General features: G+C 74.9%; 15 protein-coding genes. 4 read left to right on the top strand and 11 right to left on the bottom strand.

Annotated features, from left to right (window positions below):
- Nucleotides 1–7: 7 nt before the first annotated feature.
- The 6 genes from ACFXHB_RS14795 to ACFXHB_RS14770 form a co-directional block, all read right to left on the bottom strand.
- The gene (locus ACFXHB_RS14795) at nucleotides 8–667 is read right to left on the bottom strand and encodes a TNT domain-containing protein (protein ID WP_380574514.1); all 660 of its coding nucleotides are present in this window, start codon (nucleotides 665–667) and stop codon (nucleotides 8–10) included.
- Nucleotides 668–891: 224 nt separating this feature from the next.
- The gene (locus ACFXHB_RS14790; RefSeq protein ID WP_380574513.1) at nucleotides 892–2,211 is read right to left on the bottom strand and encodes a geranylgeranyl reductase family protein; all 1,320 of its coding nucleotides are present in this window, start codon (nucleotides 2,209–2,211) and stop codon (nucleotides 892–894) included.
- A gap of 145 nt (nucleotides 2,212–2,356) precedes the next feature.
- On the bottom strand, nucleotides 2,357–3,343 hold the full coding sequence (locus ACFXHB_RS14785) for an ABC transporter substrate-binding protein (protein ID WP_380574512.1): 987 nt from the start codon (nucleotides 3,341–3,343) through the stop codon (nucleotides 2,357–2,359).
- Between the two features lie 432 nt (nucleotides 3,344–3,775).
- Complete coding sequence (locus ACFXHB_RS14780) at nucleotides 3,776–4,876, bottom strand: calcium:proton antiporter (RefSeq protein WP_380574511.1); 1,101 nt, start codon at nucleotides 4,874–4,876, stop codon at nucleotides 3,776–3,778.
- A 147-nt stretch (nucleotides 4,877–5,023) separates the two neighbouring features.
- Nucleotides 5,024–6,631 carry a protein kinase gene (locus ACFXHB_RS14775; protein WP_380574510.1) on the bottom strand — a complete coding sequence of 536 codons (1,608 nt, stop codon included), beginning with the start codon at nucleotides 6,629–6,631 and terminating at the stop codon, nucleotides 5,024–5,026.
- 70 nt (nucleotides 6,632–6,701) lie between these two features.
- On the bottom strand, nucleotides 6,702–7,529 hold the full coding sequence (locus tag ACFXHB_RS14770) for a serine/threonine protein kinase (RefSeq protein ID WP_380574508.1): 828 nt from the start codon (nucleotides 7,527–7,529) through the stop codon (nucleotides 6,702–6,704).
- Between the two features lie 400 nt (nucleotides 7,530–7,929).
- On the opposite strand from ACFXHB_RS14770, the gene ACFXHB_RS14765 reads away from it, so the two are divergent.
- The 3 genes from ACFXHB_RS14765 (at nucleotide 7,930) to ACFXHB_RS14755 (ending at nucleotide 11,273) form a co-directional block, all read left to right on the top strand.
- On the top strand, nucleotides 7,930–8,340 hold the full coding sequence (locus ACFXHB_RS14765; RefSeq protein WP_380574507.1) for a hypothetical protein: 411 nt from the start codon (nucleotides 7,930–7,932) through the stop codon (nucleotides 8,338–8,340).
- 628 nt (nucleotides 8,341–8,968) lie between these two features.
- Nucleotides 8,969–10,042: a polysaccharide deacetylase family protein gene (locus tag ACFXHB_RS14760; protein WP_380574505.1), complete on the top strand. Its 1,074-nt coding sequence runs from the start codon at nucleotides 8,969–8,971 to the stop codon at nucleotides 10,040–10,042.
- 193 nt (nucleotides 10,043–10,235) lie between these two features.
- Nucleotides 10,236–11,273, top strand: a complete 1,038-nt coding sequence (locus ACFXHB_RS14755; protein WP_380574504.1) for a GNAT family N-acetyltransferase — start codon at nucleotides 10,236–10,238, stop codon at nucleotides 11,271–11,273.
- A gap of 49 nt (nucleotides 11,274–11,322) precedes the next feature.
- On the opposite strand, the gene ACFXHB_RS14750 is transcribed toward ACFXHB_RS14755, so the two are convergent.
- From ACFXHB_RS14750 to ACFXHB_RS14735, 4 genes are all read right to left on the bottom strand, one after another.
- Nucleotides 11,323–12,456 carry an aminotransferase class I/II-fold pyridoxal phosphate-dependent enzyme gene (locus ACFXHB_RS14750; RefSeq protein ID WP_380574502.1) on the bottom strand — a complete coding sequence of 378 codons (1,134 nt, stop codon included), beginning with the start codon at nucleotides 12,454–12,456 and terminating at the stop codon, nucleotides 11,323–11,325.
- A complete protein-coding gene (locus tag ACFXHB_RS14745) occupies nucleotides 12,453–13,238 on the bottom strand; it encodes a transcriptional regulator (protein ID WP_380574501.1) in 786 nt (261 codons plus the stop codon). The genes ACFXHB_RS14750 and ACFXHB_RS14745 overlap by 4 nt, the downstream gene beginning before the upstream one ends.
- 177 nt (nucleotides 13,239–13,415) lie before the next feature.
- Nucleotides 13,416–14,681: an MFS transporter gene (locus ACFXHB_RS14740; RefSeq protein ID WP_380574518.1), complete on the bottom strand. Its 1,266-nt coding sequence runs from the start codon at nucleotides 14,679–14,681 to the stop codon at nucleotides 13,416–13,418.
- Nucleotides 14,682–14,698: 17 nt separating this feature from the next.
- Nucleotides 14,699–15,235: an ArsR/SmtB family transcription factor gene (locus tag ACFXHB_RS14735; RefSeq protein ID WP_380574499.1), complete on the bottom strand. Its 537-nt coding sequence runs from the start codon at nucleotides 15,233–15,235 to the stop codon at nucleotides 14,699–14,701.
- A gap of 631 nt (nucleotides 15,236–15,866) precedes the next feature.
- Here ACFXHB_RS14735 and rox point away from each other — a divergent pair.
- Nucleotides 15,867–17,300 (top strand): rifampin monooxygenase, encoded by a 1,434-nt coding sequence (gene rox, locus ACFXHB_RS14730; protein WP_380574498.1) that lies wholly within the window; start codon nucleotides 15,867–15,869, stop codon nucleotides 17,298–17,300.
- A gap of 31 nt (nucleotides 17,301–17,331) precedes the next feature.
- Here rox and ACFXHB_RS14725 read toward each other — a convergent pair whose 3' ends face one another.
- On the bottom strand, nucleotides 17,332–18,981 hold the full coding sequence (locus ACFXHB_RS14725; RefSeq protein WP_380574497.1) for a beta-propeller fold lactonase family protein: 1,650 nt from the start codon (nucleotides 18,979–18,981) through the stop codon (nucleotides 17,332–17,334).
- Nucleotides 18,982–19,107: the final 126 nt, after the last annotated feature.

Below are 19,107 nucleotides of genomic sequence, written 5' to 3'. Positions count from 1 at the left end.
GGCCGCGTCAGATCCGGGCGAGGTACCCGTTGTCCACGAGCCAGAGCACGTTCAGCCGGGCCGGCCCGTTCGGGACGAGCGCGGCGTCGAGCTGGTACTGCAGGCCGTAACCGGGCTGGCCGAACCACGGGGCGATCGGGCCGGCGTGCACCTTGAAGGGCTTCAGCACCTTGTAGTCGTGGTAGTTGCAGCTCGGCGCCGGGGTGCTGTCGAGGCTCTGCGGCGGGATCGAGCGGCTGGCGTAGGGCAGGCCCTCGGGGGCGAGGAAGGACCCGTACTCACTGCCGTAGCGGTCGATGTTCTGGTTCGGGTACAGGGTGATCTCGAACTCGACCGGGGTGCCGTCCGGCAGGGTGACGTAGCCGTTGGCCGGCGGGTAGATCCAGCCCGGGCTTCCGTTGTTCGCGGTGGGGCTGTAGTAGGTGGCGAGGAACTTGTCCTCGGGGAGGCCGCCGGTGCGCCGGTAGCCGATCAGCTCCCGGCCGACCGGGCCGGTGCGCGGCAGGTCCTCGGGGCCGAGGCGGGGGTCGCCGTGGAAGTCGGCCGCCGAGCACTCGTCGGAGGGGGTGGCGGCGGCCGCGTCGACGGCGGCCGCCGGGACGGCCGGGGCGAGCAGGGCCACGACCGCGGCGAGCGGCGCGAGGAGCAGGCGAAGGCGAAGGCGCACGATGTCTCCGTCGTATCGGCATCAGAGCGGACCGGAGGGTGATCCGTCACCCTCCGTGTCCAGGTCATGACCCAGGCAAGCGGATCACCTGACTCCCCGTCAACACGGACCGCCCGGAACACCGGCCGTTTCCCCGGATTCGGCCAACCGGCGCCCGAAACGCGCTGGGGGCGTGCACGATGGAAGGTCACGCCCCCTCCGGGCCCGCGCCGACCCGACCGAGGTCACCGGTGGCTGGGCGCCAACTTCCCCAGCGCGTACAGCAGCCGGTCGAGGGCGTCCCGGGAGTTCGGCTCGGTGAGGTTGACCATCAGCCGGAAGGCCACCTTCAGCAGCGCCGGATGACCGAGGCCGAGCGCACCGGCGGTGCCGAGCAGCTTGGGGCGGCCCAGCACGTCGGCGACCAGCCGGCCGAGCGCGAAGTAGCCGTCGTAGGCGGAGCGCAGCGCCTGCGGGTAGCCGCGCAGGGCGAGTTCGCGGCCGCGGTCGGTGCGCCGGGCCAGCGCCTGGACGACCGTCTCCGCGGCGTACCGGCCGGACTCCATCGCGTACGCGATGCCCTCCCCGGTCGCCGGGCTGACCGTCCCGCCCGCGTCGCCGACCAGCAACAGGCCGTCGGCGTAGTGGGGTTGGCGGTTGAGGCCCATCGGGAGGGCGGAGCCGCGGACGGGTTCGGTGATGCCCTCCGGGGTGAACCCGTACTCGGGCGGCAGGGCGGCGCACCAGCGCCGCAGGAGGTCGCGCCAGTCGCACTCGCCGGCCACCGCGGCGGTGTCCAGCACCCCGAGGCCGACGTTCGCGGTGCCGTCGCCCATCCCGAACACCCAGGCGTAGCCGGGCAGCAGGCGCCTGGCCGGGTCGGTCGGGTCCCGCAGGTCGAGCCAGGCCTCCAGGTAGCGGTCCTGGTGGCGCGGGGTGGTGAAGTACGTCCGGTAGGCGACGCCCATCGCCCGGTCGGTGCGGCGGTAGCGCTTCATCGCGAGCGACAGCCGGGTGGAGTTCCCGTCGGCGGCGACCACCAGCGGCGCGCGGTAGTCGACGGGCCGCCGGTCCTCGCCCAGCCGGGCCGTCACACCGATGATCCGGCCGGACCGCTCGTCGACCAACGGGCCTGCCACATTGGCCCGTTCGATCAACCGGGTGCCCGCCGAGGCGGCCCGGCGGGCCAGCAGTTCGTCGAAGTCGGCCCGCCGCCGGACCAGGCCGAACGAGGGGAACGCCGACAGGTGCGGCCAGTCCAGCTCCAGCCGGCGCCGCCCGGTGACCAGGCGCAGCCCCCGGTTGTGCAGCCAGCCGGCCTCCTCCGAGACGTCGATGCCGAGGTCGACCAACTGCTTGGTGGCGCGCGGCGTCAGACCGTCGCCGCAGACCTTCTCCCGGGGGAAGGCCGACTTCTCCAGCAGCAGCACGTCGAGCCCGGTCCGCGCGAGGTGGTAGGCGGCGGTGGAGCCCGCCGGGCCCGCGCCCACCACGATCACGTCGGCCCCCTCCGCCGGACGACCGCGGGCGCCGTCGGGGGACAACTGCTGCTCTGGGCCTGGCATCTCGCACTCCCACGGGTCTGACCGGCTGCGGACTCAGCGGTCTCAGACGATAGGGACAGCGGCCGCCGTACCGCGCCCCGACACGCGGGCCCCGCCCCGATCACCGGTCGTTACCGGCCATCGGGGCGGGGTCGGCGTCACCCCGTCAGAGGCCGCCGTTGACCACCGCGCTGGAGACCGCGCCGTAGCGGACGTTCCACTTGTCGAGGATCTTGTCGTACTCGCCGCCGCGGATCACCTGGTCCAGCGCCTTGGCGACGGCGTCCCGCAGGGCGGTGTTGTCCTTGGCGACGGTGATGCCGTAGGGGCCGGACTGCAGGAAGTGCGTGTTGGCCAGCTGGAACACCCCGGTCCGCCCCGGCTGGGTGGTGTTGTACTGGGCCACCGGGTAGTCGTTGAGGTCGGCGACCGCGGTACCGGCGGCCACCTCGGCGAGCGCCTGTTCGTCGGTGTCGAAGCGGTGGATCTGCAGCTGCTTGCCGATCCGCAGGCAGGCCGCGGTCTGCCGGCCGGCCAGTTCGTCCTGGATGGTGCCGCGCTGGACGGCGACGGTGCGGCCGCAGAGGCTGTCCAGGGTCGTGAGGTTCAACTGGTTCCCGGCCTTGACCACCATCGAGGTGCCGGTCGCGAAGTAGTCGATGAAGTCCACGCCCGCGTCGGCCTGGTGCCCGTCGTCGGCGGCGCCGAGCTGACGCTGCTTGGTGTCGATGACGGCCGACATCGCCAGGTCGAGCTGCTTGGCCTGGACGGCCGGGATCAACTTGTCGAACGGCATGTCGGTGAACTCGACCCGGAGGCCGAGATAGCCGCCGATCGCCTTGGCGATCTCCGGGTCGAGCCCGGCGGGCTGCCCGGCCGGGTCCTTGAAGTCGACCGGCGGGTAGTTGAGGTAGGAGCCGATCCGGAGCACCCCGGCGTCCCTGACCGCCTTGGGGAGGCGGGCGCGGAGGTCCTGCTGGCTGCCCGGCTCCGGGGCGGGGGCGCTGCCGCAGCCGGTGAGCAGCAGCCCGCCCGCGCCGAGCGCGGCGGCGCGCAGCGGCGCCCGGGAGCGGGTCCGGGGGCCGGCGGGGAGGGTGGGGGTGGGGGACGTGGTGGCCGGGGAGGCGGGTACGGGCGTACGGGTGCGGTGCATCGCGATGCGTCTTCTTCGCAGGTGAGGGTAAGCGGGCAGGGAGACGCCGCGCCGGAAATGGCTGCCGGGGTACGGAGCGCGGACCTCGTCGCCGTGTGCCCAGTCGGGCCACCCTGGGGTGAGGGGGTGGCCGGTCGGCGGAGGTCCGCCGTCGGGGGCGGTCGGGGGCCATCCTCGCACCCCGGCCGCCGGGCCGGGGCGGCGGGTCGCGAACCGGCGAGTACGGCCGGGCGGCCGGTCTCCGGCGGCGCCGCGACGGCCCACGACGGACGGCGGGGCCGCGCCCGGCCGGTGGCCCGCCCCCCCGGGGGCGGCCACCGGGGGGTTCGGCGGGGGGGGCGGTTCGGCGGGGCGCCCGCTGGGCCCCCCGCGGGGGGGGCGGCGGGCCCCCCCGGGGGCGCGGCCCCGCCGGGATCCTCCGTACCGGTTCGCTCAGGGATTGATCGCGAGCACCACGTACGCCGCCAGCACCGAGAGGTGGACGGCGCCCTGCAGCGGGGTCGCGCGGCGCGGGATGACGGTCAGCGTGCCGACCGCGACGGTGAGCACGAGCAGCACCAGGTGGGTCGGTCCGAGGCCCAGTTCCAGTGGCCCCGGGAGCCAGGCCGAGGCCACCGCGACGGCCGGGATGGTCAGGCCGATACTGGCCAGCGCCGAGCCGAGCGCCAGGTTGAGACTGGTCTGCACCCGGTTGCGCAGGGCGGAGCGCAGCGCCGCGATCGTCTCCGGCGCCAGGACCAGCAGCGCGATCACCACGCCCACCACCGAGGACGGCAGCCCGGCCGAGTAGACGGCGGACTCGATGGTGGGCGAGACGCCCTTGGCCAGGCCCACCACCGCGATCAGCGCCACGGCGAGCAGCCCGAGGCTGACCCGGGTCGTCCGCAGGCTCGGCGGGTCGGCGTGGTCCTCCTCGTCGAGCACCCGGCCCTCGGGGGTGACGGGCAGGAAGTAGTCACGGTGGCGGAAGGTCAGGGTGGCCACGAACAGCCCGTACAGCAACAGCGAGGCGGCGGCCGCGAAGGCCAGCTGGGCGGGCGCGAACTGGGGGCCGGGCGAGCTGGTGGTGAAGGTCGGCAGCACCAGGCTGAGGGTGGCGAGGGTGCCGATGGTGGCCAGCGCCGCGCCCGTGCCCTCGGCGTTGAACACCGCCACCCGGTACTTGATCGCGGCCACCAGGATGGAGAGGCCGAGGATGCCGTTGCAGGTGATCATCACGGCGGCGAAGACGGTGTCCCGGGCCAGCGTGGCGGCCTTCTCGCCGCCGTCCGCCATCAGGGTCACGATCAGCGCCACCTCGATGACGGTGACCGCGACCGCCAGCACCAGCGAGCCGTACGGCTCCCCCACCCGGTGCGCCACCACCTCGGCGTGGTGCACCGCGGCGAGCACCGCGCCGGCCAGGAAGCAGGCCATCAGGCCCACCACCCAGCCGGGCAGGTCGCGGTGCCAGGTGAGGACAAGGACGACGAACGACACCACCGGGACGACGACGGTCCACTGCGTGGTGGCCGCGCGGAGCTTCGTGATCATGCGGCCGAGCATCGCACTCCGGGGGGCCGCCGGCCGGTCGACGCCGCCGGTGGGGCGCTCCGGATGTGGCCGATGTCATGCCGCGACCGGGCCTGGCGGCGCACCGGCAGGGCTGTGGCCAGGGCCGCGTCGGGCTGCGTCGCGCGTTCAGCCCCCGTACTCCGCGAGGTAGCCGAGCACCTTCGCGACGTGCGGCCGCACCCGGTCGGGGACGCCGCCCGCGTCGGCGACCGTCTTGTCACTGGTCCGGTAGCCGGCGGTGACCAGGGCCGGCAGGTCGGTGGTGTACCCGCGGCGCTTGAGCTGCTGGTCGAGCCAGCAGACGTAGCCGCCCATCGAGGCGATCGCGTCGGCCGGGTCCAGGTAGTCCTTGACGCCGTCGTGGTCGCCGTCCTGCGCCCAGGCGGTGAAGACGGCGGGCGTCCACATCGCGACCCCGTACTCACCGGTCGCCGGGCTGGCGGCCCCGGGGTCGAAGCCGCTCTCGGCCTTGAGCATCGCCGCCAGCAGGGCCGGGGTGATCTCGGGCTCGGGACAGCGGCGGGCGGCGTCGTCGATCGGGCCGCGCAACGCGTCGGGGACGTCCGAGCCCGCCGGGATCGCCCCGGCCGGCACCGCCCGCGCGGGCGGGGCGGGCGGGGCGGCGGTCGGCGCCGCTCCGGCCGGTTCCGGTCCGCCCGGCGCCGCTCCGGCCGGCGCCACGGTCGACACCGCCCCGGCCGGTTCCGGTCCGCCGGAGAGGAGCAGCAGGGCGGTGACCACCGACGCCAGGCCGGCCCCCGCGAGCAGCGCGGGGCGGCGCACCGGACGGCGCGTCCTCGCCGGGGCGGGCAGCGAACGCGCGCCGACGGCCCCGGGCCGGACCCCGACCCCGGCCGCCGCCGTCAGCAGCGCGGCCCGCAGGGCGGCGAGGTCCACCAGCGCCCGCTCCGCGCGGTCGGCCGCCAGGCAGGACGCGACGGCCGGCCGCCAGCGCGCGGGCAGCGCGTCGTCCAGCCGCAGTGGGGCCGCGCCGCGCGCGTAGGCCTGCGCGGCGAGGGAGCGGGCGCGGGCGGTGGCGCCGAGGAAGGGGTGCAGTCCGCCGGTGAGCAGCTGGTGGGCGAGCACGCCGAAGGCCCAGATGTCGGCGCTCGGCCGGACGGCGACGCCGCGCGCGCCGGTGCGCTGGGACCACCACTCGGGCGGCACGTGGTCGGGGGAGCCCAGGGGCGGGGCGTAGGCGTGGGTGCCCTCCAGTTCGGCGGTGAGGCCGTAGTCGGCGAGCCTGGCGGTGCCGTCCGGCATCAGCAGGATGTTGCCGGGTTTGAGGTCCCCGTGCACCCAGCCGGCGGCGTGCATGTGGGCGAGGCCGGCGCAGACGCCGGCGAGGATCCGTTCGGCCCCGGGAACGGGCGCGTGCGGCCGGGCGGTGGCCAGGACGTCCTGGAGGCTGCCGGCGGCGCGTTCCATCACCAGGGTCAGGGCGCCGTCGAGCCGGGGGTGCGCGGGGTCGTCGACGGTGATCACGGCGAGGGTGCGGATCAGGTTCGGATGGTTGGCGCGGCGGCCGAACCGCAGCTCGCTGCAGGCGAGCTGCGCCATGGTGCGGCGCTGGCCCGGGCTGAGCCGCGCCGGGCAGAGGAACTTGACCGCGAGGTCCGCCGGTCCGCCCGGCCGGTGGGCGGCGTAGACGCTGCCCCAGGCACCGGCGCCGATCGGCTCGCCGATGCGGTACCCGGCCAGCGCGTAACCGGGCGGCACGTCGCGGGCCGGCACGTCGCCGGGCGGCTCCCCGGGCCGGTCCGGCGGCCGGTCCCCGGATCGGGCGGGTGGGACCACGACGGGCTCAGCCGCTCCGCCGGGGCGGTAGCAGGGCGAGGTGCTCCTCCCGGACGAGGTCGAACCGCAGCGCCAGCGCGACCAGGTCCTCCCGCTTGCCCCCGCCCCGGGCGGCCGCGTCCACGGCCTCGTCCGGTGTCGCGCGCAGCCGCAGTTTGGTGGCCACCAGGTAGTCGATGTGGTAGTTGACGGCGGATCGGGTGAGCCCCCAGCAGGAGGGCAGGGCGCGCAGCCGGGCCAGCACGTCGGTGACACCGGGGACGACGGCGGCGGAGGGTGAGCGCAGCCGCGGCTCGCAGAGGGCGAGCAGCACGAGGAAGTACTTGGAGGTCGGGTCGAGGGCGAACGGACTGACCGTCGGCTCGCCCGCGTCGGCCGTCGGCTCGCCCTCCAGATAGGCGTGTTGGGGGGCGAAGACCTTGAACACGACCGGTTCGCCGAGGGCCGGCAGGAGGACGCGGGAGAACTCGAACGGCACCGGCGCGCCGAGCCGCCCGGGGGCCACCTTGACGTGCTCGCCGGCTCCTTCGAGGTTCTCCACCACGTACGTCGTGGAGGTGCTGAAGTTGGACAGCCGCCAGTAGTCCTCGGCGGCGGTGATCTCGCCGGCGCGGCGTGAGACGCCCTGGTCGGCGAGGGGGATGGCGAGCGGCCGGCCGGGCTCGCCGCGCCCGAACTCCGCGACCTCGCCCGGGCCCAGCCGCAGCAGCGAGGGCCTGCCGGGCGGCGCGGCGCGGCCGCCGGGCAGGCCGGGCCGGGCCCCGATCGGCGCGGGCCGCGCACCGGGCCGGGCTCGCGGGCGGGGTTCGGGGAGTTGCACGATGACCGTGTCCATCCGGGCCACCTCCGTAGGTCGCGTCGATCGTAGCCGTCCGAACGGCCTCGCGCCGGTCCGCCACTCGTACGAGTGAACGCGGTGCCGACCGGGCGGGGCCGCCCGGCGATCCGCCAACCCCGCTGCCCCGGCGCGGACTTGGCGAGTCGGCGGGCCGGGCCCCGGACGGGGCCGCGCCACCCGGGGCCGGATCGGGCGAGCCGGGCGGCAGGCGCGGCCGGTGGCGCCGCCGCGTACGCCGGGCCCCGGTTCCGCACGACCGGAGCCGGGGCCGCCGGTTGCGGTACGTAGTTGAACCGTCACCTTGAGTGTGACGCAGCGCACATATGTCATGCCCATGAAATGTGCAAGACTCATCCCACGGAGTGAGATTCCCTTGATTTCCAAGGAGGTTCATATCATGCGCGCTCGGATCGCAGCCCTGATGGTCGCGGTGGCAGGGATCACGGCGTCGATGGCCGTACCGGCCTCGGCGTCGACGACCACGAGTGGGGCCGGTGAGGCGGCCTGTATCACCGTGGTCAACCACCCCTGCGTCTGGCTGGAGAAGGACGGCGGAGGAGTGGTCGGGGTGGCGCAGGTCTCGCCGGCCTCCCCGACCCAGCCGACGGTCGTACAGGTGGAGGTCAGGACGCAGCGGGCCTGGGGCAGCCCGTGGGTCACCGTCGCCTCCGCGACCACCGTCACCAACGGCTTCGCCAAGGCCGTCACGCCGCGCGTGGTCACCGAGCACCTTCGGATGATCTGCGCGGTCGGCGGCCCCCTGCTGGACGCCTCGCAGCGGGTGACCAGCTGCACCAGCCCCTTCTGATCCACCGTCCGATCCACCGAAGAACCCCGGGAGCACCGGCAGTACCGGTAGGACCAACCACACCGGCAGCACCGGGGAAGGCCGGGAGATCCCACGAGCCGGGGCCGTCGGGCCCCTCTCCGGGGTCGGCCGTCGGGTCCGCGACCGGCGGCCGGCCCACCCCGGCACCGCACGACCCCGGCGCGATGTGGCCCGAGCACCGCGCCGCCCAGACACCGCGCCGCCCCGGCCGGACGCACCACCGAGGCGGCGCGCCCCCGGTCCGACGCGCCCCCGTGACCTGTTCCGGCACGGCACATCCGCACCGCCGGACCACCGCACCGCACGCACCCGTCCGGCCCGCCGAGCCCTGCCCCGGCACCACCGGCGGTCACTCAGGAAGCTCCCGGCCCGCACTCGGGCCAAGCGCGCGCCAACAATGCGCCAACCTCTCCCCGAAAGCCGACGTCCGTGCGCAACCCTCCTCGGAGCATGGGTTTTTGCACTATCTTGGCAATTCGGGGAGCGGGGCGGGCCGCCCACCCGGCAGGCGTGCGCCGAGCGGCGTTCCCTGCCCGCGTGCCGTGCCCGACTCCCGCCGCCCCGGTGCTCACGGCAGTGCACACGGGGACGAAGGGGGAGCGCGTCGATGCCCGAGGGAACCAGGCGTTCGACCGGGGCCGATGACGGCCCGACCACCAGGGTGGCGGCGCCCACCACCGAGACCGCGGGCCCGACGGTGCGGGTGGCCGGCCCGCCCGACGACGCCCCTGCCCAGGCCGCTCCCCCGGCGCGCGGTGGCCTCGCCGGACACCGCGGCGGTGTCGACGCCGTGCTGCGCAACTCCCCGCTCCAGCCACTGTTCCGGCTCACAGCCACCCGTCGGCTCGCCGTCCTCGCCTACCACGGCGTGGACGACCCGCGGACCTTCGCGCTCCAGATGGCCCGCCTGGTCCGGATCGCCCGCCCGGTCTCCCTCGCCCAGGTCGAGCAGGCCGTCCACTCCGGTCGTCCGCTGCCGACCCGCAGCGTGCTGGTCACCTTCGACGACGGCGACCGCACCGTGCTCACCGAGGGCCTGCCCGTGCTCACTCGGCTGCGGATCCCGGCGGCCGCCTTCGTGGTCACCGAACTCATCGACAGCGACCGGCCGTTCTGGTGGTCCGAGGCCGCCTTCCTGGCCTCGCGCGGCGGCACCGCCCGCAGCCTGGCCGGCCGCGCCCCCGACACCGTGGTGCGCCGGCTGAAGACCCTGCCCGACCACGACCGCCGCGCCGCCCTCGCCGAGCTGCGCGAGAGCGCCCGCACCCGCGCGCCCCGGCAGGAGCAGCTCACCCGGCACGACCTGCTGACGCTCCACCGCTCCGGCGTCGCGATCGGCAACCACACCGCCGGCCATCCCTGCCTCGACCGCTGCGAGGACGACGTCCTCCGGGACGAGATCACCAGCGCCCACCACGCGTTGACCGGCTGGCTCGACGGCGAGGAACCCACCGCCTTCGCCTACCCCAACGGCAATGCCGACCAGCGCGCCGACCCGGTGCTGCGCCGGCTCGGCTACCGGCTCGGTTTCCTGTTCGACCACCGGCACGACCGGCTGCTGCCCAGACGCCCGTTGCGGATCAGCCGTCTTCGGGTGAACTCCACCACCAGCCGCGACCGGTTCGACACAATTCTCTCCGGGCTGCATCCGGCCGTGCACCGGCTGCGCGGCGGCGCCTGAACGACACCTGGGGGACGGGACTTTGGGGACGACGGAGAACCGGGCGGCGGAGAACCGGGCGGCGAGGGCCCGAACCACGGTGACGCGAACGGCGGGCCAGGACAGGACGGGCCGGGACAGGACGGGCCGGGACAGGGCGGCCGTCGGGGCCGGCACCCCGACGGCCGGGCCCGTCCGGTACCGGACCGCCGCGATGCCGGCCGACGTACTGGACGGCTGGCGGGAGCTGGCGGCCGCCGATCCGGGCGGCTCGTGGTTCACCACCCCCGAGTGGACGCTCTCCTGGTGGGAGACGCTGGGCGCGCGACAGGGCCGCGGCGAGATCGCCGTCTGGCGCGAGCCGGACGGCCGGGTGGGCGCCGTCGCCCCGCTGCTGCGCACCCGGCGGCGGCTGCACCCCCGCGCACCGCTGACCGTCCCCTGCCTGACGGTGCTGGGCTCCGGGCCCGGGGCGGCCGACCACTGCGGGGTCAGCGCCGCGCCCGGGCGACGCGCCGAGGTCGCCGACTGGCTGGCGCGCCGCGCCAGGCGGACGACACTGCTGCTCACCGACCTCGACCCGGGTCAGACCCCGCTGCTGCCGCCCGGCGCGGTGGAGATCGGCCGCACCCCGTGCCCGCGCGTCGACCTCACGGCGGGCCCGAACGCGCTGGGCTCCCGCCAGTTCCGCGCCGATCTGCGCCGCTACGGCCGCAAGCTCGCCGCCGAGGGGATCACCTTCCGCTGGGTGGCGCCGGCCGTCGGTGACGGTGAACTGGCCGAGCGGTTCGCCCTGTTGGACACCGTGCTCCGACTGCACCGGCTGCGCCGGGCCGCCCTCGGCCGGCCGACCACCTTCGACGCGGCCCGCGCGCCGCTGCACGTGCGGCTGATCGAACGCTCGGCCGCGACCGGGCGCGGCGAGGGCCCGGCCTTCCTGGTCGCCGAGCGGGCCGGGGAGGTGGTCGGCGCCCTCTACGGATTCCGCTGGCGGGACACCTTCGCCTACTACCAGATCGGTTGGGACCAGGCCTGGGCGCCGCTGCGGCTCGGCACGGCGGTGATCGCCGAGGCCGTCCGGGCCGCCGCCGGACAGGGCCTCACCACCTTCGACTTCCTGCGCGGCACCGAGCCCTACAAGTACCGCTTCGACGCGGTGGACCGGGAGGACGTCTCCTGGCTAGTGCCGCACGGACTCTCCGGCGCGCTCCTCGGCCTCAAGTACCGGGCCAAGGAGGCCCGGCAGGGCTGATCACCGCGTCGCCGACGGCGGCCCGCCCCGCACCGCGCCCCGACGCCGCTTACCCGCGCCCCTTCAGCCACCCCGCGAGGGCGTCCAGGGCCGGGGCCGGGTCGCGGCGGCCGATGCCGATCCGGAAGCGGTCGGCCGGGGTGGGGGTGAGCTCGGACCGGTAGATGCTCGCCGGCAGGAGCAGGACACCCGCCTCCTCGACCAGCCCGGTGCAGAACGCCTCGACGCCGTCCGCGCCGAGGTAACGCGGGTAGGCCACGCAGCCGCCGTCCGGGGCCTGCCAGTCGAACAGGTCGGCGTGCTCGGCGAAGAAGGCGTCGAACAGCGGCCGGTTGGCGTCGATGATCGCGCGGTTGCGGGTCAGGATCCGCTCGCGGTTCGTCAGGGCGATCCGGGCCAGGACCTCACTGGGGGCCGAGTTGCAGATGGTGGTGTAGTGCTTGGCGCGCTCCAGTCTGGAGCGCAACTCCCGGTCACGGCAGGCGATCCAGCCGATCCGCAGCCCGGGAAGGCCGAGCGACTTGGAGGTGACGTTGAGCGACAGGGCCCGCTCGGACAGGTCGGCGGCCTGCGGCAGGGTCCGGGCCGGGTCACGCTCCAGGCCGCGGTAGACCTCGTCGCTGAACAGCCGGATGCCGCGCTCGTCGCAGAGCTCGGCCAGGCGGGCGAAGTCCTCGGCCGGGATGACCTTGCCGGTCGGGTTGTTGGGGAAGTTGACCGAGACCACCCGGGTGTTGGGGCGCAGCGCGGCGGTCAGTTCGTCGAGGTCGAGCGCCCAGTCGCGCCCGGCGTCCAGAGCGACGCCGGTGACCTCGCACAGCGAGAGTGGAATGGTCTCGGCGGACTGGTAGTTGGGGGTCAGCACGACGGCGTGGTCGTCGGGCCCGAGCAGCACCTGCATGGCGAGGTTGAGCGCCTCCTGGGCCCCGCCGAAGCAGATCACGTCGTCGGCGTCGACGCGCTCGTACAGGCCGGCGACGGCCCGGCGCAGGGCCGGGTCGCCGAAGGTCTCGGTGTAGCCGAGGGTCAGGGTGTCCCAGGCCTGTCGCTCCTCCGGGCCTGCCAGGGCGAGGAGTTCGGTCATCGTCATGGTCTGCGCGTCGGAGGCGGTGAGGTGGTGACGCGCGGTGAACTCCCAGCGGGAGAAGTAGGTTTCCAGTCGGAAGTCGGGGAGTGTGGTCATCGCTGGTTCCTCTGCGGTGCGGTGGGGCGCGGTGCTTCGCCGACGGGTGCGCCGTGGGCCGGCGGCTCGTGGGCCGGACCGGCAGGGGCCGGCGCGTCGGGCTCGGACCCGGGTTCGACCTCCACCTCGACCTCCGCCTCCGCCTCCGCCCTGGCTTCGGCGAGCAGCGTGTAGACGGTGGACCGCGACACCTTGAGCGCCGTCGCGACGGCCGGCACGGCCCGGCGCACCGCGAACACCCCGGCCCGGTCGAGTTCGCGCAGGACAGCGAGCCGGTCCTCGCGGCCGAGCCGCTCCGGCGGCCGGCCGTGGGCGCGGACGTAGCCGCCGATGACGTCGTTCATCCGCTCCGTCCAGTCGCGTTCGAAGAGCGGTCCGGGGCGCGGCGCGGTGGGCGCGGCGAAGCCGGCCAGCAGGGCGGCGGCGTGCTCCAGCGGTCCGCGGTCGAGGTTGACGCAGAGCACCGCCGCCGGCCGGCCGGCGTCGTCGCGCAGGACGGCGCTGACCGAGGAGAGTCGGCGGCCGTCGGGCAGCAGCTTCGCGTAGGGCCCGAAGACATCGGCCCCGTAGGCGTCGGGCAGGGCGGGGGTCAGTTCGTCCAACTCGCCCAGCAGGGAGGGGTCACCGGGGGCGCGGCCGCTCATCGGGTTCCAGATGGCGAGCACTTCGTCGCGGACGGCGTCGTGCAGCACCACCTCGGCGTACGGCCCGAGCAGCAGCGCCACCGCCTGGCAGACGGGCGCCCAGGTGCGGACGCGCGGGTCGGGTGTCTCTGCGGTCATATCTGGACTCTACGTCCAGGCTGGACGATTCGTCCAGGCTGTCCGGGCGCGTCCACCACGGCCTGGACCCGGGCGCCCCTCCGGCAGGCTCGACGCTCCGGGGCCGGGGCCGGGGCCGGGGCCGGGGCGAGGAGCGCCGAACCGGGCCCGGCACCACCTCGACCACCTCGCGGAGCCCTACCCGACACCCTCCCGAACGGGCTCCCGGGTTTCCGCACGACCGGATCCGTCCGCCTGGGCGGCGGCGCGCAGCGCCGCATCGATCCGGTGGTCGGTGGTCATCGTCGACGTGACGGCGGTCATGAGGAGGAGGAGACCGGCGGCGGCGTAGAGCGGGGTGCGCACGTCGTAGGCGGTGGCCAGCCAGCCGCCGAGGAAGGCACCGAACGGGGCGGCGCACATCGCGAGCATGCGGGAGGTGGAGGCGACCCGGCCCATCAGGTGGGCGGGGACGATCGCCTGCCGCAGGGAGGGGGCGAGCACCATCGTGGCGCCCATGCCCGCCCCGCAGACGGCGAGCGCGAGGCCGGCGACGTACGGGTTCGGGGCGGCGGCAAGGCCCAGGATGGCGAGGCCCTCGACCGCGGCCGTGCAGGTCAGCGCGGTGCCCGTGCCGAATCGTCGGCCGAGGAAGGAGGCGACGCCCGCGCCGAGCAGTCCGCCGGTGGCCTCCGCCGTGAGGAGCAGGCCGAAGCCGAAGGTGCCGATGCCGAGACGGTCGTGCGCGAAGAGGGCGAGCACCGTCTCCACGGCGAGGAAGGCGATGTTCCCGACCGCCGGTCGCAGCGCGAGCCCGAGCAGCAACCGGTCCCGGAACACGTACGCGGCGCCGGCCCTCGCCTGCCGCAGCAGCGACTCCCGGGCCTGCGGTACCGGCCGGGGCGCGGCCGGCAGCGACCGTACGAGCAGGGCGGAGAGCGCGAAGGACACCGCGTCGGCGAGCAGCGGAACCGCCCGCCCGAGTGCGAGCAGGGCGCTGCCCGCGGGCGGCCCGGCGAAGCCGGACGCGGCGGTCTGGGCGCCGCGCAGACGGGAGTTGGCGCGCTCCAGGAGCGCGGGGTCGCGGCCGAGCAGATCGGGCAGGTAGGCCGTGGCGGCCGTGTCGAAGAAGAGCCCGCCGAGGCCGAGCAGGAAGGCGACGGCCGCGAGCAGCGGAATGCTCAGCACGTCGAGCCCGGCGGCCGCCGCCGGTATCACGAGCAGCACCGCACGCGCCGCGTCCGTGACCCACATCGTGCGTCGGCGGTCCCAGCGGTCCACCAGCGCACCGCCGAGCACCCCGAAGAGCAGCCACGGCAGCGTCCCGGCGGCCGTGACGACGGCGAGCGCCATCGGATCCCGCGTCAAGGTCAGCGCGAGCAGCGGCAGCGCGGCATGTGTCACCCCGTCACCGAGCGAGGACACCGTCTGCGCGGTCCAGAGCCTCCCGAACCCGGTCGGCAGCGTGCGAACGTCCTTGATCACTTGGCGTCCCCTTCGGCCTGCTGACGGGGGGCGGGGTGGAACAGCGCGAAGACCAGCGACGCGTCCGGCAGCGCCGGGTCGGACAGCTCCCGGTACTCGTCCGCCAGCGCTCGCAGCCGCGCCCCCAGCTCGGCGAACTGCTCCTCGGTCAGCCGCAGATGCGCCATCCGTACGTGCCGCTCGTCCACCGGTGAGGCCTCCAGGTCCGCCACGGCGTGCCGCATCAGCACGTCCGGCCCTCCCTCCCCCGGATCCGGCAGCACGATAGACCGCGCGGCCATCGCGTAGTACCGCTCGATGACCCCCCGCACCTTCCGCGTCCGCACCACCTTCACCAGGCCGGCCCGCTCCAGCAGCCGAACGTGGTAGCTGGAGCTGCCCTTCGCGAGGCCCACGCGCTCGGCGATCTGGGTGATCGTCGCGGGCTCGAAGCGGAGCACCGCCATGATCCGGTGACGCGTGAGGTTGGAGACGGCGCGGAGCTGCTCGTCCGTGGTGACGTGGAACGCCTCGGGAAGATCATCGGTTGGCATGGCCCTAATGGTCAACGTTTCTTGACCATTGCGCAAGGGGGTTTCCGGGTCGACTTCCAGCGCGCCCGTCCGCGTCGAGCGCCGACGCCACGGAACCGCTCCGAACCGTCAGCAGGAAGGGCTCGCGCGAAGCGTGAACCGGACTGGCCCACCCGCACCGTCGGTAGGAAGGCCCCGCGCGGGACGTCGAAGCGAGGGCCCACGCACCGGGCGGCGCCGGGGAGGATCGATCTCGGCGGCACCGTTCGCGCACCGCGCCGCGCCCGCGCACACCTGCCGGGCCGTCCACGGCGGCCGCGCAACACCAAGGCGAGGAGGTCGAAACCCACTCCTCGCCACTTTCAAGATATAGCCCGGCGGGGGGCTTGCCGCAAGGCCCCGGGTCGGGCGCAGAATGGTCGACCCGAGGCCGTTACCTGCGGAAATATCGGATATCCGAGGTACGTCACAGCTTGTCACCCTCCCGGCCCCTCGGTCCCGCGGGACTCGGCACCACCGGTGGGCCGCACGGCGGGCTCGCGGCGGGCTCAAGTCGGGCTCAAGTCGGGCTCGCGGCCCGGCGTTCCGGGTACGCGCGCCACCGGACGGCGTGACGACCGGCCCCCATCCCTCTCGTTGAACGGGCGTACTGATGATTGACGTGATCGTGGTAGGCGGCGGACCGACCGGCCTGATGCTGGCCGGGGAACTGCGGCTGGCCGGAGTGCGGGTGGTCGTGCTGGAGCGGTCGCCGGAGCCGAGCGAACGGTCGCGCGGCCGGGGCCTGCACACGCGCAGCGTCGAGATGATGGACCAGCGCGGTCTGCTGGAGCGGTTCCTCGCCGCGGGCGACAAGTTCCGGGTCGGCGGCTTCTTCGGCGGCATCCACAAACCGTGGCCGGACTCCCTGGACACCGCGCACCCGTACGGCCTCACCGTCCCGCAGCAGGCCACCGAACGGCTGCTCGACGAGCGTGCGGTCGAGCTGGGCGCCGAGATCCGGCGCGGCTGCGAGGTGGTCGGGCTGAGCCAGGACGAGGACGGGGTGACCGTCGGACTGGCGGACGGCACGCGGCTGCGCTCGCGCTACCTCGTCGGGTGCGACGGCGGCCGCAGCGCGGTGCGCAAGCTGCTCGGCGTCGGCTTCCCCGGTGAGCCCTCCACCGTCGAGACGCTGTTGGGGGACATGGAGGCGACCGCGGATCCGGCCACGATCGCCGCCGTCGTCGACGAGGTCCGCAAGACCCAGCTGCGGTTCGGCGCCGTGCCCGACGTGGACGGGCACCGGGGCGTGTACCGCATCGTCGTGCCCGCCGCCGGCGTGGCCGAGGACCGCACGGCGCCGACCCTCGAAGAGTTCCGGCAGCAGCTGCGCGCCTTCGCGGGCACCGACTTCGGCGTGCACTCGCCGCGCTGGCTCTCCCGGTTCGGCAACGCCACCCGGCAGGCCGAGCGCTACCGGGTCGGCCGGGCGCTGCTGGCCGGCGACGCGGCCCACATCCACCCGCCGACCGGCGGGCAGGGCCTGAACCTCGGTGTCCAGGACGCGTTCAACCTCGGCTGGAAGCTCGCCGCCGAGGTCAACGGCTGGGCGCCGCAGGGGTTGCTGGACAGCTACCACGCCGAGCGGCACGCGGTGGGCGCCGCCGTGCTGGACAACACCCGCGCGCAGATCACGCTGATGGGCACCGATCCGGGCGCGATCGCCCTGCGCGAGCTGTTGTCGAAGCTGATGGACTTCGAGGAGGTGAACCGGTACGTGACCGGGATGATCACCGCGGTCGGGGTCCGCTACGACTTCGGCGAGGGCCCCGACCTGCTCGGCCGACGGCTGCGGGACGTGCCGCTGGAGCGGGGCCGGCTGTACGAGCTGATGCACGAGGGCCGCGGGCTCCTGCTGGACGGCAGCGGCCGGCTCTCGGTGGCCGGCTGGGCGGACCGGGTCGACCACGTCGTCGACCGGAGCGAGGAGCTGGACGTGCCCGCCGTGCTGCTGCGGCCGGACGGCCATGTCGCGTGGGTCGGCGAGGACCAGCAGGACCTGCTCGGCCCGCTGGCCCGGTGGTTCGGCACGCCCGTCGCCTGAGCACGGGCGTCCGCGCGTGGCGGCGCCGGACTCAGCTGCAGCTGATCAGCAGCGCGAGGGTGGCCGTGCAGGTGCGGGACGCCCGGTCGTTCGTCGCCACCGGGTCGGTGGGCGCGCTCGCGGTGCGGGCGGCGGTGACGGTGAAGGTCCGACCGAGGTTGAGCAGGCCCACGTAGACCGTCACGTGTCGGGTGACGCTCGCCCCCTTGGCGAGCGGACCGGCGATCGCGCAGGTCAGCTTGCCGGCCGCGATGGTGCAGTCGGTCGAGGAGGAGGTGAGACCGGACGGCAGATCAGCGGTGACGGTCGCCGAGGTCACCGTCTCCGGGCCCTGGTTGGTCACGGTGAGAGTGTAGTCGACCCGCCCGGAGAGCAGCCCGCCCACCGGGTTGGCACCGAGGGTCACCGCGAGGTCGGCGGTCGGCGCGATGTAGGTGAACCGGCCGGCCGGGACGACGGCGCTGGTGCCGCCGGGCGTGGTGACCCGGACGTCGACCGCCCCACCGGCGGAGGCGGCGGGCGCCTTCGCGGTGCAGCTGGTCTCGGTGCACGAGAAGGTGGCCGCGTTGCCGGCGGCGCCGAAGCTCACCGCGGTCGCCCCGGCGAGGTCGGTCCCGGTGACGGTGACCGTCGTCCCGCCCGCCTGCGGACCGGAGGCCGGGGTGACGGCGGTGACCACGGGCACCGGCAGCGGGAAGCCGAGCACCGTCACGGCGCCCGAGGCGAAGTCGGCCAGGTAGCCGCGCCGCCCGTCGGGGGTGACGGCGAGCGCGTACGGGTTCGTGCCGACCGGTACCGTCGCGGTGACCGTACGGTCCGCCGTGGCGATCACGCTCAGCGTGCCGTCCGTGTAGTTCGAGGCGTACGCGGACTTCCCGTCGGGCGACAGCGCGACCGAGAACGGGTTGGCCCCCACCGACACCGTGCCCACGACGGTGTTGCCCGTCGTGTCGAGCACGCTGACGGTGTCGTCGCCCCCGTTGGCCGTCCAGAGGCGGGTGCCGTCGGAGCTCAGGGCGAGGCCGAAGACGCCGTGGCCGATGGGGACGCTGGCGCTCACCGTGTTGCTCGCGGTGTCGATGACGTCCACCGTCTGGGCGGCCGAGGCGGCCACGTACACGTGCGCGCCGTCCGGGGAGACGGCCACGCCGTGCGGCTCGGCGCCGACCGGGACGGTCGCGGTGACGGTGTTGCTCGCGGTGTCCAGCACGCTCACCGTGTTGGCGCCGGCGCCGCTGACGTACACGTGCGCGCCGTCGGGCGCGACCGCCACGCCGAACGGCTCGGCGCCGACCGGGACGGTGGCCGTCACGGTGTTGCTCGCGGTGTCCAGCACGCTGACGGCGTTGTCGAGGTGGTGGGTCAGGTAGGCGTGCTGCCCGTCGGGCGCCCAGGCGGCCGCGTACGAGCCGCTGCCGGCCGTGAAGGCGCCGGAGACCGCGCCGGTGGCGGCGTCGAGCACGGTGACGGTACCGCTGCTCTGGCTGGTCACGTACGCCCGGCTGCCGTCCGGCGCGAGCGCGACGCCCGCCGGGTAGGGCGCCACGGTGACGGTGGACGTCACGACGGGCGCGGGAGCGACGGCCCAGGCGGCGCCGGGCTGCACCAACAGCGCGGCCGTGGCCGCCCCGGTGGCGACCACGGCCGTCCAGACGCGGCTCGGGGAACGGCTTATTCTCACGGGGGATTTCTCCAGACTCGTCAGACCATCGGGGAAACGCTCGGCTCGGCGACGACTTCGTCGCCCACCGGGCCGCACGAAGCGTAGAAGGCGACATGACGGACCGTCATGAGTTGACCGGGATTG

The sequence above is a fragment of the Kitasatospora sp. NPDC059327 genome (assembly GCF_042752535.1).
GTDB lineage: Bacteria > Actinomycetota > Actinomycetes > Streptomycetales > Streptomycetaceae > Kitasatospora.
The sequence above is the reverse complement of the archived record's forward strand: the minus strand, read 5'-3'. Positions and strand labels throughout refer to the sequence as shown.

Bases quoted from the DNA above. Each gene is read 5' to 3' on its own strand.
- ACFXHB_RS14790 (WP_380574513.1), bottom strand. From the start codon at position 2,211: ATGCCAGGCCCAGAGCAGCAGTTGTCCCCCGACGGCGCCCGCGGTCGT.
- ACFXHB_RS14785 (WP_380574512.1), bottom strand. From the start codon at position 3,343: ATGCACCGCACCCGTACGCCCGTACCCGCCTCCCCGGCCACCACGTCC.
- ACFXHB_RS14780 (WP_380574511.1), bottom strand. From the start codon at position 4,876: ATGATCACGAAGCTCCGCGCGGCCACCACGCAGTGGACCGTCGTCGTC.
- ACFXHB_RS14770 (WP_380574508.1), bottom strand. From the start codon at position 7,529: ATGGACACGGTCATCGTGCAACTCCCCGAACCCCGCCCGCGAGCCCGG.
- ACFXHB_RS14765 (WP_380574507.1), top strand. From the start codon at position 7,930: ATGCGCGCTCGGATCGCAGCCCTGATGGTCGCGGTGGCAGGGATCACG.
- ACFXHB_RS14760 (WP_380574505.1), top strand. From the start codon at position 8,969: ATGCCCGAGGGAACCAGGCGTTCGACCGGGGCCGATGACGGCCCGACC.
- ACFXHB_RS14755 (WP_380574504.1), top strand. From the start codon at position 10,236: ATGCCGGCCGACGTACTGGACGGCTGGCGGGAGCTGGCGGCCGCCGAT.
- ACFXHB_RS14750 (WP_380574502.1), bottom strand. From the start codon at position 12,456: ATGACCACACTCCCCGACTTCCGACTGGAAACCTACTTCTCCCGCTGG.
- ACFXHB_RS14745 (WP_380574501.1), bottom strand. From the start codon at position 13,238: ATGACCGCAGAGACACCCGACCCGCGCGTCCGCACCTGGGCGCCCGTC.
- ACFXHB_RS14735 (WP_380574499.1), bottom strand. From the start codon at position 15,235: ATGCCAACCGATGATCTTCCCGAGGCGTTCCACGTCACCACGGACGAG.
- rox (WP_380574498.1), top strand. From the start codon at position 15,867: ATGATTGACGTGATCGTGGTAGGCGGCGGACCGACCGGCCTGATGCTG.